14 protein-coding genes are annotated in these 13,689 nt (G+C 70.3%); 2 read left to right on the top strand and 12 right to left on the bottom strand.

The window, feature by feature from the left end; genetic code table 11:
• Positions 1 to 2 precede the first annotated feature (2 nt).
• The 12 genes from ACWD4O_RS41715 to ACWD4O_RS41770 all read right to left on the bottom strand — a co-directional run bounded on the left by ACWD4O_RS41715 (position 3) and on the right by ACWD4O_RS41770 (position 11,404).
• A complete protein-coding gene (locus ACWD4O_RS41715) occupies positions 3 to 1,478 on the bottom strand; it encodes an aldehyde dehydrogenase family protein (protein ID WP_451288267.1) in 1,476 nt (491 codons plus the stop codon).
• Complete coding sequence (locus ACWD4O_RS41720; RefSeq protein ID WP_451288268.1) at positions 1,475 to 2,365, bottom strand: NAD(P)-dependent oxidoreductase; 891 nt, start codon at positions 2,363 to 2,365, stop codon at positions 1,475 to 1,477. The genes ACWD4O_RS41715 and ACWD4O_RS41720 overlap by 4 nt, the downstream gene beginning before the upstream one ends.
• Positions 2,362 to 3,138 carry an SDR family oxidoreductase gene (locus ACWD4O_RS41725; RefSeq protein WP_451288269.1) on the bottom strand — a complete coding sequence of 259 codons (777 nt, stop codon included), beginning with the start codon at positions 3,136 to 3,138 and terminating at the stop codon, positions 2,362 to 2,364. The genes ACWD4O_RS41720 and ACWD4O_RS41725 overlap by 4 nt, the downstream gene beginning before the upstream one ends.
• Positions 3,135 to 3,920, bottom strand: coding sequence for an SDR family oxidoreductase (locus tag ACWD4O_RS41730; RefSeq protein WP_451288270.1), 786 nt, complete (start codon positions 3,918 to 3,920; stop codon positions 3,135 to 3,137). Before ACWD4O_RS41730 ends, ACWD4O_RS41725 begins: the two co-directional genes overlap by 4 nt.
• A gap of 41 nt (positions 3,921 to 3,961) precedes the next feature.
• Positions 3,962 to 4,633: a TetR/AcrR family transcriptional regulator gene (locus ACWD4O_RS41735; RefSeq protein WP_451288271.1), complete on the bottom strand. Its 672-nt coding sequence runs from the start codon at positions 4,631 to 4,633 to the stop codon at positions 3,962 to 3,964.
• A 124-nt stretch (positions 4,634 to 4,757) separates the two neighbouring features.
• Positions 4,758 to 4,997 (bottom strand): ferredoxin, encoded by a 240-nt coding sequence (locus tag ACWD4O_RS41740; protein WP_451288272.1) that lies wholly within the window; start codon positions 4,995 to 4,997, stop codon positions 4,758 to 4,760.
• Positions 4,994 to 6,187: a cytochrome P450 gene (locus ACWD4O_RS41745; protein ID WP_451288273.1), complete on the bottom strand. Its 1,194-nt coding sequence runs from the start codon at positions 6,185 to 6,187 to the stop codon at positions 4,994 to 4,996. Before ACWD4O_RS41745 ends, ACWD4O_RS41740 begins: the two co-directional genes overlap by 4 nt.
• Positions 6,188 to 6,212: 25 nt before the next feature.
• Complete coding sequence (locus tag ACWD4O_RS41750) at positions 6,213 to 7,049, bottom strand: mycofactocin-coupled SDR family oxidoreductase (RefSeq protein ID WP_388645364.1); 837 nt, start codon at positions 7,047 to 7,049, stop codon at positions 6,213 to 6,215.
• A gap of 66 nt (positions 7,050 to 7,115) precedes the next feature.
• Positions 7,116 to 7,745: an SRPBCC family protein gene (locus ACWD4O_RS41755; RefSeq protein WP_451288274.1), complete on the bottom strand. Its 630-nt coding sequence runs from the start codon at positions 7,743 to 7,745 to the stop codon at positions 7,116 to 7,118.
• Positions 7,742 to 8,221 (bottom strand): (2Fe-2S)-binding protein, encoded by a 480-nt coding sequence (locus ACWD4O_RS41760; protein WP_451288275.1) that lies wholly within the window; start codon positions 8,219 to 8,221, stop codon positions 7,742 to 7,744. The genes ACWD4O_RS41755 and ACWD4O_RS41760 overlap by 4 nt, the downstream gene beginning before the upstream one ends.
• Complete coding sequence (locus ACWD4O_RS41765; protein WP_451288276.1) at positions 8,214 to 9,089, bottom strand: FAD binding domain-containing protein; 876 nt, start codon at positions 9,087 to 9,089, stop codon at positions 8,214 to 8,216. The genes ACWD4O_RS41760 and ACWD4O_RS41765 overlap by 8 nt, the downstream gene beginning before the upstream one ends.
• On the bottom strand, positions 9,086 to 11,404 hold the full coding sequence (locus ACWD4O_RS41770) for a xanthine dehydrogenase family protein molybdopterin-binding subunit (protein WP_451288277.1): 2,319 nt from the start codon (positions 11,402 to 11,404) through the stop codon (positions 9,086 to 9,088). The genes ACWD4O_RS41765 and ACWD4O_RS41770 overlap by 4 nt, the downstream gene beginning before the upstream one ends.
• A 97-nt stretch (positions 11,405 to 11,501) precedes the next feature.
• Between ACWD4O_RS41770 and ACWD4O_RS41775 the strand changes: the two genes are divergently transcribed.
• Complete coding sequence (locus ACWD4O_RS41775) at positions 11,502 to 12,095, top strand: TetR/AcrR family transcriptional regulator (protein ID WP_451288278.1); 594 nt, start codon at positions 11,502 to 11,504, stop codon at positions 12,093 to 12,095.
• A gap of 530 nt (positions 12,096 to 12,625) precedes the next feature.
• Positions 12,626 to 13,234, top strand: coding sequence for a TetR/AcrR family transcriptional regulator (locus ACWD4O_RS41780; RefSeq protein WP_451288279.1), 609 nt, complete (start codon positions 12,626 to 12,628; stop codon positions 13,232 to 13,234).
• Positions 13,235 to 13,689: the final 455 nt, after the last annotated feature.

The following is a 13,689-nucleotide window of genomic DNA, read 5'->3' on the forward strand; positions in this document are numbered from 1 at the left end:
CTTCATGCGCGGATGAAGACGTTCTTGGTCTGGAGGAACTCGTAGAGGCCCTCCTTGCCGCCTTCGCGGCCGTAGCCGCTCTGCTTGTAGCCGCCGAAGGGGGCGCCCGGCGGCTGGCCCGAGGCGCCGTTGACCAGCACGGTGCCCGACTGGAGCTGCGGGACGAGGCGCTGGACCCGCGACACGTCGTGGGTGTGTACGGCGGTGCCGAGGCCGTAGGGGGTGGAATTGGCCAGCTCGACCGCCTCGTCCTCGGTCGCGAAGGGGATCAGGGACAGCACCGGGCCGAAGACCTCGTGCTGTGCCACCTCGCTGTGCGGGTCTACGTCGGCGAGGACCGTCGGGTCGATGAAGTAGCCGTCGCGGTTGTCCGGGGGCAGCGTCGAGGAGTCGGTCGCGTGGCCGCCGACGACCAACCGGCTGTCCTTGGCGGCGCGTTCGATGATCCCCAGGATGCGTTCGTGGGCCGTCCTGCCGATGACCGGGCCGAGGGCGGTTGCCTGGTCGAAGGGGTCTCCGACGCGCAGTGCGGCGGCCGCCTCGCCGGTTGCGGCGACCACCTGGTCGTACACCTCGCGGTGGACCAGCATGCGGGTGGTGAGGTTGCAGCCCTGGCCGGAGAGGGTGAAGCAGGAGCGAACGGTCTCGGCGACGGCCTCGTCGAGGTCGGCGTCGGGGAAGACGATGTTCGCTGTCTTGCCGCCGAGTTCGAGCAGGACGGGCTTGAGGGTGTGCCGTGCCGCGTCGAGGATCTTCTTCGCGGTCGGGATGCCGCCGGTGAAGGAGATCTTCGCGACGTCGGGGTGGCGGACCAGCCGCTCGCCGGCCTCCGGGCCGCCGGGCAGGACGTGCAGTACGCCCGGGGGCAGCCCGGCCTCCAGGGCGATCTCCGCGAACCGGGCCACGGTGAAGGGGGCCAGGTCGGGGGACTTGACGACGACGCAGTTCCCGGCGGCGAGCGCGGGGGCGAGCTTCATGCCGACGGACATGATCGGGCCGTTCCAGGTCAGGATGATCCCGACGACGCCGTACGGCTCGGGGACGGTGTAGTCGAGGCCCGGCACCATGCGCGGGCTGGGCGGGATGGTGGCGCCCTCCAGCTTGTCGGCCCAGCCGGCGTAGTAGCCGAACCAGCCCGCGGACAGGTGGGCCAGCGCCGCCGACGTACGGAAGGGGACGCCGAGTTCGAGGGTGTTGAGCCTGCCCAGTTCGGGCACGCGCTCCAGCATGAGCTCCTCCACGCGCTGGAGGATGCGGCGGCGCTGGTCCGGGGACATCGCCCGCCACGCGGGGAAGGCGTTCTTGGCCGCCGCGACGGCCGCGTCGACCTCCTGCGGTCCCGCGAGCAGGACGGTGCCGTTGGCGCGGCCGGTCGCGGGGTTGATGTGGTCCTGCCGGCCCGCGGACGTGGTGTCGAGCCAGGTGCCGTCGACGAGGGGGCCGGTGGTGCCGAGGTCGTGGGAGAGGGACGTGGTCATGTCGGTGCCGCCTTGGGGTCGTCCGGGTGGGGCGGTGGTCGGGACGCCGGAAGCTCGCCCAGCGTCGACAGGGTGTGTGCGGTGAGGTCCGCGAGCGTCGGGGGCCGGGGCGCCCGGGCCGTGTCGGCGACGTCGAGCAGGAGGCCGACGTCCTTGCGCAGCAGCGGCAGGGCCTGGCGCAGACCGGCGGTGTTGAAGCCGGAAGCGGCGAGGATGGCCGCGGCGCGGCTGCCGCCGGTGCCGTGCGCGAGCACCTGTGCGACCGCGGTGCGGTCCATGCCGAGTCCGTCGGAGAGGGAGAAGGTGTCCAGTGCCAGACCGACCTGGGCGGTGAACACGAAGTTGTTGAGAAGCTTGGCGAGTTGGCCGTTGCCCAGCGGTCCGAGGTGGATGACCGGGTCGGCGAAGGTGTCGAACACCGGGCGGCAGCGGGCGACGTCCGCTTCCTGCCCGCCGGCCATGACCAGGAGCCTGCGTTCCGCGGCCGCTGCGCCTCCCCCGCTGACCGGGGCGTCCACCACGGCGATCTCCCGCTTGGCGGCCTCGTCGGCGACGCGCCGGCAGGTGTCGGGATGGATGGTGGAGTGCAGGACGACGACCCCGCCGGGAGCCATGCCGGTCAGTACGCCGTCGGGTCGTAGCAGGACGTCCTCGACGTCCGCGTCCGCCACGACGCACAGGCACACGATGTCGCTGGCCGTTCCCAGGTCGGCCGGTGTGCCCGCCACGGTGGCGGCCGTGTCGGCGAACGCGTCCGTCGACGCGCTTCGCCGCGCCCACAGTGTCAGGGGGAACGACTCCTCGGCGATGCGGCGGGCCATCGGTGCGCCCTGGCTGCCCAGTCCGATGAAGCCGACCCGTGTCCTGGGTGTTCTGGCGCCGGTCACAGCCGGGTGACCCAGCCGCCGTCGACACTGATGGCCTGGCCGTTGATCCACTCGCCGGCCGGGGAGGCGAGCAGCAGCAGCGTGCCGAGGAGGTCTTCGGCGGGCGCGGACTTCTTGCCCGGGATGGCGGCCGTGAGGGCGGCGCGTGCGGGGTGGTCGGCGGGCAGGCTGCGCAGGCCGGGTTCGTTCTCGACCAGGCCGGGGGCGATGGCGTTGACGTTGATGCCGAGCGGGCCGAGGGAGCGGGCGAGGCCGACGGTGACGTTGACCAGGGCGAGTTTGCTGACGCCGTAGATGCCGCCGCCCATGAAGGCGCCCGCGGAGACCTGGTTGATGATGCGTCCCCCGCCGCGCTCGACCATGGCGGCCTTGACCGCGCCCGCGCAGATGACGGCGCCGAGGACGTTGACGCGCATGACCCGGTCGAACCAGTCCGTGGGCAGGTCGAGGATGTCGACCTGGGGGATCTCGGCCATGAGGGCGGCGTTGTTGACCAGGATGTCGATGCCGCCGAAGGCGTCGGTGGCCTTCGCCGCCATGTCGGCCGCGGAGGCGCGGTCGGTGATGTCGACCTGCACGCCGAGCGTACGCAGTCCGTCGCCGGCCAGTGTCTTAGCGGCCTGCTCGGCGCCTTCGCCGTTGAGGTCCGCAAGGACGACGGAGGCGCCGGCCTCGGCCAGGGCACGGCCGTAGACCTGGCCGATGGCGCCGGCACCGCCGGTGACGACGGCGACCTTGCCGTCCAGGCGGAGCCGGTCGAGTGTGCTGCTCATGGGGCATCCTTCGTCAGACGGGACAGGTAGGCGTCGACATCGGCACCGTGCTCGCGCAGTTCGTCGGCGGCCTGCGGTGCGGTGAGGATGAGAAAGCGGTCGTGGGTGACTCCCTCGGCGACGAGTTCGCCGACCGAATCGGCGTCCAGGACCGGGAAGTCGGGGCCTCGGGGCGGTGCCGGGTCCCCGTAGAAGCTGATCTGCTCGACGATGTTGGTGGCGACGCCGGCCGGGCACAGGCAGGAGACGCCGATGCCGCGTGGGCGCAGGTAGAGGGCGAGTGCTTCGGAGAGGCCGACGACCGCGTGCTTGGTCGCGGTGTAGGGCAGGCGGTCGAATCCGTAGGGCAACAGGCCTGCCGTGGAAGCGGTGTTGACGACGTGGCCGGAGCCCTGCTCCAACAGGTGTGGCAGGAACACGAGGTTGCTGCGGACGACGCCCAACAGGTTGACGTCCACGACGCGTTGCCACGCGTCCAGGGGAATGTCCTCGACGGGGCCGACGGCCAGGATGCCGACGTTGTTCATGACCAGGTCGATGCGGCCGAAGCGGTCGAGGGCCAGGTCCCGGACCGCTCGCAGGTCGTCGAGGCTGGTCACATCGCACCCCGTGGACACGCCCCGGTCACCGAGTTCACCGGCGACGGTGTGCGCCCGCTCGCCGACGAGGTCGGTGACCACGACGCGCGCGCCGCGCCGGGCGAAGGCGTGGGCGGCGGCGCGGCCGATCCCGCTGCCGGCGCCGGTGACCACCGCCACGGCGTTGTGCAGATCGATACTCATCGCGACGTCGTTCCTCCACTCGCGGGTGGGAGGGCGGCTGTTCAGGGATGAAGGGGCAGGACCGGTTGACTCGCTCCGGTCTCGGTCTCGCCGAGCACGTGCGAGGTCGTCGAGGACACCGGGGCCTGGAGGAAGCCGACCAGGCCGTCCAGCAGGTCCCCGACGTGGACGGCGAAGGACAGCACGTGCCCGCCGCGGGCCCGGGTGCGTTCGCGTTCGGATGCGGCGTGCACGCCGAAGGCCAGGGCCTGCGAGATGCGGTGGCCGCGCAACGGCTCGGGAAGGTGCGGCAGCAGGGTGCCGATCCGCTCGACGAAGTCGATGGTGGGCTTGGCGAGTTCGGTTGAAAGGCGTTCGAAGATGTCCCGGCGGCCGTGCTGCTGGAGCATCGCGACGAAGCTGAGGTAGTGGCTGCCCTCCTGCTCGCCCTGTTCCAGGACGGGCAGGAGGTGGCACTCCACCCATGACCTGAGATCGTCCGGGCGCCGACGCGCGACCAGCAGCCTGCGGCGTTCGTTCAGCTCCGGCAGGCGGTACTCGAAGATCTCCTGGACGAGGTGCTCCTTCGTGCCGAAGTGGTACTGCACCGCCGTGTTGTTGCCGTTCCCGGCCGCCGCGCTGATCTGGCGCAGAGACACCCCGTCGAGGCCGTGCTCGGCGAAGAGCCGCTCGGCGGCCAGGACGATCTGTTCCTTCACGGACGGTTGAACCACGACACCAGACCCCTTGGAGAGCAGTGTTACGCAGATTCGAGAACATCATTTCCGTATGACAGGAATCTAGTTATGGAGTGGTGTGAAGTCAACTGCCTTAGCAGTCAGTCAGTTGAAGGAATTCTCAGGCGCCGGGCGGCGGGAAGACCCGCTCACCGGTGTCCGCGTCCCTGATGCCGATGGCCTCGATCGGGCACGACTCGGCCACTTCCAGGACCTCTTCGGACGCGGGCAGGGTGGCGGACCTCGCCTGCCCCTGGCCGTTCTCGTCGAGCTCGAACCGCTCGGGCGCGGAGGCGGCGCACAGCCCGGTGCGGACGCACATCCGTTTGTCGACGGTGATGCTCCACCGCTCGGTCGTCATCGGGCTCCTTCGATGACCAGCGGCAGCGTCTTCCAGCCACGGACGGTCGAGGTCTGCGCCAGCTCGGCGCGGTCCCAGTCCACGTCCCAGCCGGGGAACCGCTTGAGGATCTCCTCCGCCGCGATCCGGCCCTCCAGCCGGGCCAGGGCCGCACCCAGGCAGTAGTGGGCGCCGACACCGAAGCTCATGTGCTGGGTGACCCGGTGGATGTCGAAGCGGTCCGGGTCGTCGAAGCGCCGGGGGTCGCGGTTGGCGGCGGCCTGGATGAACAGGATGGCGCTTCCGGCCGGCACCGTACGGTCGTAGAGCTCCACGTCCTTGGTGACGTAGCGCGCGGTGAACGGACCGGTCGGCTCGAAGCGCAGGATCTCCTCGATGGCGTTCGGGATGAGGCCGGCATCGGCCGCCAACTCCCGGCGTGCTTCGGGGTAGCGGGCCATGAGGGCGCCGAACCAGCCGATGAGGCGGCCAGTGGTCTCGTTGCCGGCACCGGCGACCACCGTGCAGTACGTCAGCACCTCCTCGTCGGTGAGAGTGCGGATGACACCGTTCTCGTCCTCGAACTCGGCCGTCATCAGCTCGGTCATGAGGTCGTCGGAGGGGTGCTTCTTGCGCCACTCGATGTAGTCCCTGAAGGCGTCCGTGCTGAGGATGTCCTCGTGGTTGATCTTCCCGCCGTCCGCGGTGCCCAGCGTGTCGTCGGTGTAGTCGCGGATGGCGGGCTGGTCGGCCTCCGGGATGCCCAGGAGCATGCCGATCACCCGCATCGGCATCTCGGCGCCGACGGCTTCGACGAGGTCGAACCGCTCGGCGCCGGTGACGGGTTCGAGCGCGCGTCGGCAGTAGGCCCGTACGCGCGGCTCGAGGGTGGAGATCCGGCGGGGTGTGAACACCCGGGCGAGAAGGCGGCGGTGGATGTCGTGGACGGGCGGGTCCTCGAAGATGAGGGTGCCGGGCGGGAGTTCGATGTCCGCCTGGACGATCTCCAGGATGTCGCCCCGGGCGGAGGAATAGGTCTGCCAGTCCGCCAGGCCCCTCTGGACGTCGGCGTGACGGCTGACGGCATAGAACTTGTGCTGGTCGTTGTAGTAGAGCGGGGCTTCCTCGCGCAGTCGTGCGTAGAGGGGATAGGGGTCACGGGCGAGGGCGGGGTCGTAGGGGTCCCAGTAGACGGTGTCAGCGGTGGTCATGGGCACAACTCCCTTGCTGTGCGGCTCACTTGAGCAGAGCGCCGGCGTCGATGGGCAGGGTCACGCCGGTGACGAAGCGGGCCTCGTCGGAGGCGAGGAAGAGGACGGCGTTGCTGATGTCCAGCGGCTCCACCCACGGGGTGGGGAGCATGTGCATGCCCTGGGAGACCGCCGCGAAGTCGTCGGCGGTGGGGTTCTCCAGGTCGGGGCGGAACATACGGTAGGTGCCCTCGTGCATCACCATCGGTGTGTTGACCTGGGTGGGGTGCACCGTGTTGACGCGGATGCTGTGCTGCCCCAACTCCCCCGCCAGCGTGCGCATCAGGCCCACGACGCCGTGCTTGGCGGCGATGTAGTGGCCGATGTTCGCGTAGCCCTTCAGCCCGCCCACGGAGCTGGTCAGGATGATGGAGCCGCCCCGGCCGCCCGCGACGATGTGCGGGATGGAGACCTTGGCGGACAGCCAGACGCCGGTCAGGTTGACGTCGATCATGTCGCGCCAGGTCTTCTCCTCCATGGCATCGAGCGTGGCGCCGTCGCTGCCCAGGCCGGCGTTGGCCGCGACGATGTCCAGCCGGCCGAATTCGGCGACGCCGTCGTCCACGGCGGCCTTGAGGGCGTCGTGGTCACGGACGTCCGCCTGTACGGCGTGGATACGACGGCCCAGCTTCTGGACCTGGTTGACCGTCTCCTCCAGATCTTCGGGGGTCGACATCGGGAACGTGACGCCGTCGAGCTGCTTGCACACGTCGACGGCGATGATGTCGGCGCCCTCCTCTGCCAGCCGTACGGCATGGCTGCGGCCCTGGCCGCGGGCGGCGCCGGTGATGAAGGCGACCTTGCCTTCGACTCGTCCGGGCATGAGTGACCTCGTTTCCTGGGGCGGGGTGATGGGTTGGAGCGGGGTGACGGTGGCGGAGAGGCCTGGTCACCGGTCGGTGCGTCGGCGGCCGCGCACGAGGAGCGCGAGGAGGAGCAGCGCGGCGAGCGCGGTGGCCGGCTGCGCGATGCGCTTGAGAGCGCCCTCGCCGGCGGCATCGATGAGGTCGAGGGGTTCGGCGACGACGGGAGCCGGGGCGGGTACGGCGGGTACGGCATCGGGGTCCGGGGCGGGTACGGCGAGTTCGGCGGCCAGGTTGTGCGCGAACTGCCCGGCCAGCGTTCCCGCGACCTGGGTGAGGGTGCCGCGGCCGAACTGGGCGGGCTTGCCGGTGATGGCGAGGTCGGTGTCCACGAGGACGTCGGTGGCGTTCGCTCCCGAGGCGACCAGACGGCACGTGACCAGTGCCTTGACCGTCCCGTTGCCGCGGGCCTCCCTTCCGCCGGCCTCCAGCACCACTGTCCTGTCCGCCTCGTTCCGCGACAGGAACTTGACGGTGCCGCGGTAAGTCAGGCTGACGGGGCCGAGCTTGACCTTGATCCGGCCCTGGAAGCTGTCGCCGTCCCGGGACGTGAGCGTTGCCCCGGGCACGCACGGAGTGACGCGTTCGAGGTCGAGCAGGACCCGCCAGGCCTCCTCGACGGACGCGGGGACGGTGAGCGTGTTCTGGAGTTTCATACGGAGTCCTCGCTGTCGACGACGGCCCGGACGGCGTTGACGATCCCCTGGTAGCCGGTGCAGCGGCACAGGTTCCCGGACAGCGCCTCGCGGATCTCCTCGTCGGTGGGCTTGGGGTTCTCGGCGAGGAAGGCGGTGACCGACACGACGAAGCCCGGGGTGCAGAACCCGCACTGCAGCCCGTGGTGTTGGCGGAACGCGGCCTGTACGGCGGACAGTTCACCGTCCGGTGAGGCGATCCCCTCGACGGTGGTGACCTCGCTTCCGTCGGCCTGAACGGCGAACACCAGGCAGGCGCGCACGGCCTCGCCGTCCAGCAGCACCGTGCAGGCACCGCAGACACCGTGCTCGCACCCCAAGTGCGTGCCGGTGAGGCCGCAGTTGACGCGCAGGAAGTCGGCGAGGGTGAGCCGGGGCGGCACGGTGTCGCGGCGCGGAAGGCCGTTGACCTGAACCTCGATGGCGACGTCAGTCATGGAGCGCCTCCCGTACGGCACGGCGCCAGGCGCGGGCCACCATGGCGGCACCCACGCGCTTGCGGTAGCCGGCCGAGCCATGCAGGTCGGACGGCACGGCTTCGAGACCCGCCATGGCGAGGTTCCCGATGTCGTCGGCCCGGTCCTCGTCCGGTGCGGATCCGATGAGTTCCGTCTCCGCCGTGCGGGCCCGGCAGGGGGCCGGTCCGAGTCCGAACAGGCCGATGGCGCAGCGGTCGACGCGGCTCTCGGAGTCGAGTCCCACGGCGACGGTGGCACCGGCGAGGGCGAAGTCCCCACTTCTGCGGGCGAATTCCTCCACGGCGAACCCGCGGGGCCGCCGCCAGACGGGGAACACGACGCCCGTCAGCAGTTCGTCGTCGGCGAGGGCGGTCGTCCAGGTGCCGGTGAAGAAGCCCGCGGCCGGGATCGTACGACGCCCGCGCACCGACCTCGCTTCGAGCTCGGCGTCCAGGGTCAGGGCCACCGCCGGGTACTCGGCCGCGGCATCGGCGTGGGCGAGCGAGCCGCCGATGGTGCCTCGGCTGCGGATCTGGAAGTGGCCGATCAGCGGGGTGGCCCGGGCGAGCAGGGGTACCGCGGCACGTACCTCTTCCGAGCGTTGGAGGGTGGCCTGGGTGGTGGTGGCTCCGATGCGGAGCGTCCCGTCGTGGTGCTCGATACCGCGCAGTTCGCTCACCCGCCGCAGGTCCACGAGATGGGCGAAGGACGCGAGGCGCAGGGCCAGCATGGGTACCAGACTCTGGCCTCCGGCGATCGCTTTGGCCTCGTCTCCGAGCTCGGCCAGGAGCCCGGTCGCTTCCTCGGTGTCGGAGGGTGCGTGGTAGTCGAACGCGGCCGGCTTCATGCGCTCACCGCCCTTGCCCGATCGACGAGTTCGACGATCGAGGCCGGTGTCAGCGGCAGTCGGCTGATCTCCACGCCCAGCGGTGCGAGCGCGTCGGCGACCGCGTTCACCACGGCCGGGGCGGATCCGATCGCGCCGCCCTCACCAACTCCCTTGTGACCGCCCGGACCTGGGCTGAGTGACTCGATGTGCCCGAGCTCGATGACGGGCACCTCGGTGGCCGTGGGGAGCAGGTAGTCCATGAAGGTGGTGGCGAGCGGGTTGCCGGCGTCGTCGTAGGCGAGGTGCTCGTACAGAGCGCCGCCGATGCCCTGGACGGTCCCGCCGTAGATCTGCCCCTCCACCACACTGGGGTTGATCATGGGCCCGCAGTCCTCGCTGACGATGTACCGCAGCAGCTTCACCGCGCCGGTCACCACGTCCACCTCGCAGGTGCACAGATGGGTGGCGTTGGCCCAGATCATCAGGTGCGGGGTCCGATAGCGGCCGCTGGCCTCCAGTCCGGCCGGGATGCCCGGCGGCAGGGCGTGGACCTGGAAGTAGGCGAGGTCGGCGATCTCGGCGAGGGTAACGGCCTTCTCCGAGTCGCCCTTCACGGAGACCCGGCCGCCGGTCAACTCCACATCCTCCACAGCGACTTCGAGCCGGTGCCCGGCGATGGCGAGGATCCGCGCCCGTAATCCGGCCGCGGTCTCGGCGATCGCACCGGCGGTCATGGGACCCGACCGACTGCCACCGGTTCCGGCACCGTACGGAGTGAGTGCCGTGTCCCCCTGGATGGTGCTGACGTCCTCGATGGCCACGCCGAGCGCGTCGGCGGTGAGCTGCACGACCGTCGTCTCCAGGCTGTTCCCGCACGAGCCGCCGGCCATATAGACGTTGACCTTGCCGGAGGGCTCGATGCGGATGGTCGCGCCCTCGGTGCCGTGGAACGGTGTGGCGCCTGCGGTCGGTTCGACGTAGGTGCAGGTGCCGACTCCGAGGTGGCGCCCCTGGGCGCGGGCGCCCTTCTGCTCACGCCGGAAGGCCGGGTAGTCCAGCATCTCCAGCGCCTGCTCGAAGGTCTCGTACGGGGTGATGTGGTCGTAGGGCATGCCGTTGAAGTTCGCCGTCGGCAGGTCCTCGCGGCGCAGCATGTTCCGGCGGCGCAGCTCGACCGGGTCCATGCCGAGGCGGCGGGCGGCGGTGTCGAGGAGGACCTCGCGGGCCATCGACTCGAACTGCCAGGGGCCTCGATACGCCACCCGTCCGCTGGTGTTGGAGAACACGAACCGGGAGCGGAAGGTGCCCTGAGGGATGCGGTACGGGCCGGGGAAGAGCAGGCCGACGGCGATGCCGCTCTGCACCGGGGACGGGGTCGGGTAGGCGCCAGCGTCCTGGACGTGGTCGAGGGTGGCGGCGAGGATCCGGCCGTCGTCGTCGAGGGCCAGCCTCGCCTCGCCGTGCTCGTGGCGTGCCTGGCCGGCCGCCAGCAGGTGCTCCTGCCGGTCCTCGATCCACTTCAGCGCGGCGGGCAGCTTGGCCGCCGCGAGCATCACGCACATGTCCTCGCGCTGCGGCAGCACCTTCTGTCCGAACCCGCCGCCCGTGTCCCGCATCACCACCCGCACCCGGTGCTCGTCGACGCCGAGCAGGCGTGCGCAGAAGGAGCGGACTTCGTGCGGGGACTGGGTCGCCGCCCAGATCGTCATCTCCCCGGCCGGCGCGGACCACTCGGCGACGATGCCGCGCGTCTCCAACGGCACCGGTCCGTACGCCTGCTGATGGACCGTCACGCTCACCACCCGCGAGGCGCCCTCGAAGACGGGCGCCAGCTCCTCCATCGGGCGTCCGGCGAGTTCGCCCACCAGGTTGCCCGGGTGGGTCGCGTGGACCGACTCCGGGGACTCCAGCGCGGTGGCGTAGTCGACGACCGGGGGCAGCTCTTCGTAGTCGACGACCACCGATTCCGCGGCGTCCTCGGCCGTGTAGCGGTCCCGGGCGACGACCATCGCCACCGGATCCCCGACGAACCGCACCTCCCCCTCCGCGAGCGGCGGGCGGGGGGTGTCCGGGTCGTCGCGCCCGTTCAGCGTGTACCACTGCTCGCGGACACCGGGGTTGAGGTCGGCGGCGACGAACACGGCTTGTACGCCGTCCAGTCGGCGGGCGTCCGACACGTCGATGCCCGTGATACGAGCCCGTGCGACGGGGCTGCGCACGAAGCAGGCGTGGAGCATCCCCGGCCGTACGACGTCGTCGACGTAGGTCCCTGTGCCGGTGAGGAGCCGGGCGTCCTCGACGCGCGGGGTGCGGGTGCCCGTATAGCGAGCCATGTGCCTGGCCCTCCGTCCATGCTGAACGAGTGTTTAACACGAGCGTTGAACAACTGTTTAACAGCGCTCTCCGGTGCCGTCAAGGACAATGAGCGGCATGACCGCACCTCGCCGCATGGGCACCGAGAACTCCAAGACGCGCCAGGTCCTGCTCGATGTCACCGAGCGGCTGATGCTCAAGGAGGGATACGCCGCCGTGGGCGTCCGTCGGGTGGCCCGCGAGGCCGAGGTCGCCCCGGCGCTGGTGCTGTACTACTTCCGCACCCTCGACGACCTCTTCCTCGCCGTGCTGCGACGGCGTGGCGACGAGGAGTTGGAGCGGGTGGCCCGTCGACTGGAAGGCCCACAGCCCATACACGCCCTGTGGCAGATCGCCAGCCACCCGGGAAACGCGCTCACCACGGAGTTCACCGCGCTGGCCAATCACCGCAAGACGATCCGCGCCGAACTCGCCGACCGCGCCGAGCGCTACCGCGAGGCGCAGCTGGAGGTACTCACCCGCCGCCTCGCGGAGACGGGCGTCGAACTGCCGCCGGAGGTGCCCCCAGCCGTGCTCCTCATGCTGACCAACGCCCTCGGCCGGATCCTCATGATGGAGAACACGATGGGCATGACCACCCGGCACACGGAGGCCCTCGAGTTCGTGGAGCAGTTCCTCCAGCACTACGAGGGCGCCCCTGCCGACAACTGAAGGGCACGGTCGGCGCCACCGGACGGCGCCTGCACCCCGTGCGGCGCCGTGACCGCAGGCCAGAGGATCCCGGGGGCGGTTGAGCCATCGTCAGCTCCCCTGTTCGATGGGTGGGTCGAGACGGAGACCGGCGACCGGAGGGGCGACAGCCGCCGCGCGCAGGCGTGTTCGGGGGTGGACTCACGCGATGGAGCTGAAGCGGTGTGCGCTGTACAGATGTCGGGGTTGCGTGCCTATCGATCCGGCGGCGCGTCAATACCGTTGCCCATGAGCACGTCTGTCTCCTCTGGCGGCCCGGGAGGAGCGATCACGCGAACGCTTACCATGCGGTTGATTTCCGGTCGGACGCTAGACCCGCGCGACAGGCGCAGGAAGGGTGCGATCGACCTTCGTGACCAGAGCGTTACCTTTCAGTGGTCTGCAGTCGACGCGGAATGGAACGTGAATCCCGACCATATGGGAAGCTTTAATGGCTCAACTGCGGCGTAGGACCGTCCCGGACCTGCTTGATCAAGGAGAGTGAGCGCACAGTGGGTCAGGCCAAAGCGCGTGGACCGTACGCCAAGACGCCGGCCCGCAAGACGGAGATCGTACGAGCGGCGCGCGACAGTTTCGCCGAGAACGGCTACGCCAAAGCCTCGCTGCGCGACATCGCGGAACGAGCCGGCATCACCCACGCCGGCCTCCTGCACCACTTCCGGAGCAAGGACGAACTCCTCGCCGAGGTGCTCGCCGAACGCGATGCGGAGGAATGGCAGCAGGGCCTGGAAGCAGTGGACAGCCTGGACCACCTCGCCCCTTACCTCGGTGAGCTCATCCGCCACCACCAGAAGGCGCCCGAACTGATGCGCCTGTGGATCGAGCTCGCCGCCGCGGCCTCGCGGCCGGATCACCCCGCCCACGCCTACTTCGCCGAACGCTACGAACGCGGGCGTACACAGTTCGCCGAGGGACTCGACAACGAGGCCGCACGCGGCAGGCTCCGCGAGGGCGTCAGCCCAGAGAGCGCGGCGATCCTCTTCCATGCCGTGCTCAACGGGCTCCAGTTGCAGTGGGTACTGGACCAGGACCTGGACATCGCCGGGCCTGTGACCGACTTCGTACGTCTGCTCTTCGACCACGGCCGCGCCGCGGAGTGAACGTACCGCCGCGCGCCCCGAGGTGATCACGCCGACCTCGTGGGCAGTCCGAGGATCTCGCCCACGGGCGGCGGCGATCCACCCCGCTCGGGCCATGGGGCTTGAATCAAGCGGCGGCGCCTGACGGCGAAGCCGTGATGCAGCGCGCCGCCACAACGCTCGAACTCCTCCGAACCAGCGGCCCGCCCCCCTCCCCGCAGGCAGCGATCCGCCGCCCCAGATCCTCCAGCGCCGAGCGCGCCGCGGCCGACGCCGATGGCCGACGCCAGGTCACGCTCCCCCGGCATGCACCCCTCGGGCTCGGGATACGGGCTGCCGGTGCCTGCCGTGTTCACCGTGCGCACGCGTTCCCAGCGACCAAGACGCCCTCATATAACGTTCTGATCACGAAGCCGAGCGGCATCCTTCCCGACCTTGCGATCCCGGTCTACCGTCCCAACGAAAACTAACCACAC

Source organism: Streptomyces sp. NPDC002623 (genome assembly GCF_053592635.1).

Bases quoted from the DNA above. Each gene is read 5' to 3' on its own strand.
- ACWD4O_RS41715 (WP_451288267.1), bottom strand. From the start codon at position 1,478: ATGACCACGTCCCTCTCCCACGACCTCGGCACCACCGGCCCCCTCGTC.
- ACWD4O_RS41725 (WP_451288269.1), bottom strand. From the start codon at position 3,138: ATGAGCAGCACACTCGACCGGCTCCGCCTGGACGGCAAGGTCGCCGTC.
- ACWD4O_RS41730 (WP_451288270.1), bottom strand. From the start codon at position 3,920: ATGAGTATCGATCTGCACAACGCCGTGGCGGTGGTCACCGGCGCCGGC.
- ACWD4O_RS41740 (WP_451288272.1), bottom strand. From the start codon at position 4,997: ATGACGACCGAGCGGTGGAGCATCACCGTCGACAAACGGATGTGCGTC.
- ACWD4O_RS41745 (WP_451288273.1), bottom strand. From the start codon at position 6,187: ATGACCACCGCTGACACCGTCTACTGGGACCCCTACGACCCCGCCCTC.
- ACWD4O_RS41750 (WP_388645364.1), bottom strand. From the start codon at position 7,049: ATGCCCGGACGAGTCGAAGGCAAGGTCGCCTTCATCACCGGCGCCGCC.
- ACWD4O_RS41755 (WP_451288274.1), bottom strand. From the start codon at position 7,745: ATGAAACTCCAGAACACGCTCACCGTCCCCGCGTCCGTCGAGGAGGCC.
- ACWD4O_RS41760 (WP_451288275.1), bottom strand. From the start codon at position 8,221: ATGACTGACGTCGCCATCGAGGTTCAGGTCAACGGCCTTCCGCGCCGC.
- ACWD4O_RS41765 (WP_451288276.1), bottom strand. From the start codon at position 9,089: ATGAAGCCGGCCGCGTTCGACTACCACGCACCCTCCGACACCGAGGAA.
- ACWD4O_RS41770 (WP_451288277.1), bottom strand. From the start codon at position 11,404: ATGGCTCGCTATACGGGCACCCGCACCCCGCGCGTCGAGGACGCCCGG.
- ACWD4O_RS41775 (WP_451288278.1), top strand. From the start codon at position 11,502: ATGACCGCACCTCGCCGCATGGGCACCGAGAACTCCAAGACGCGCCAG.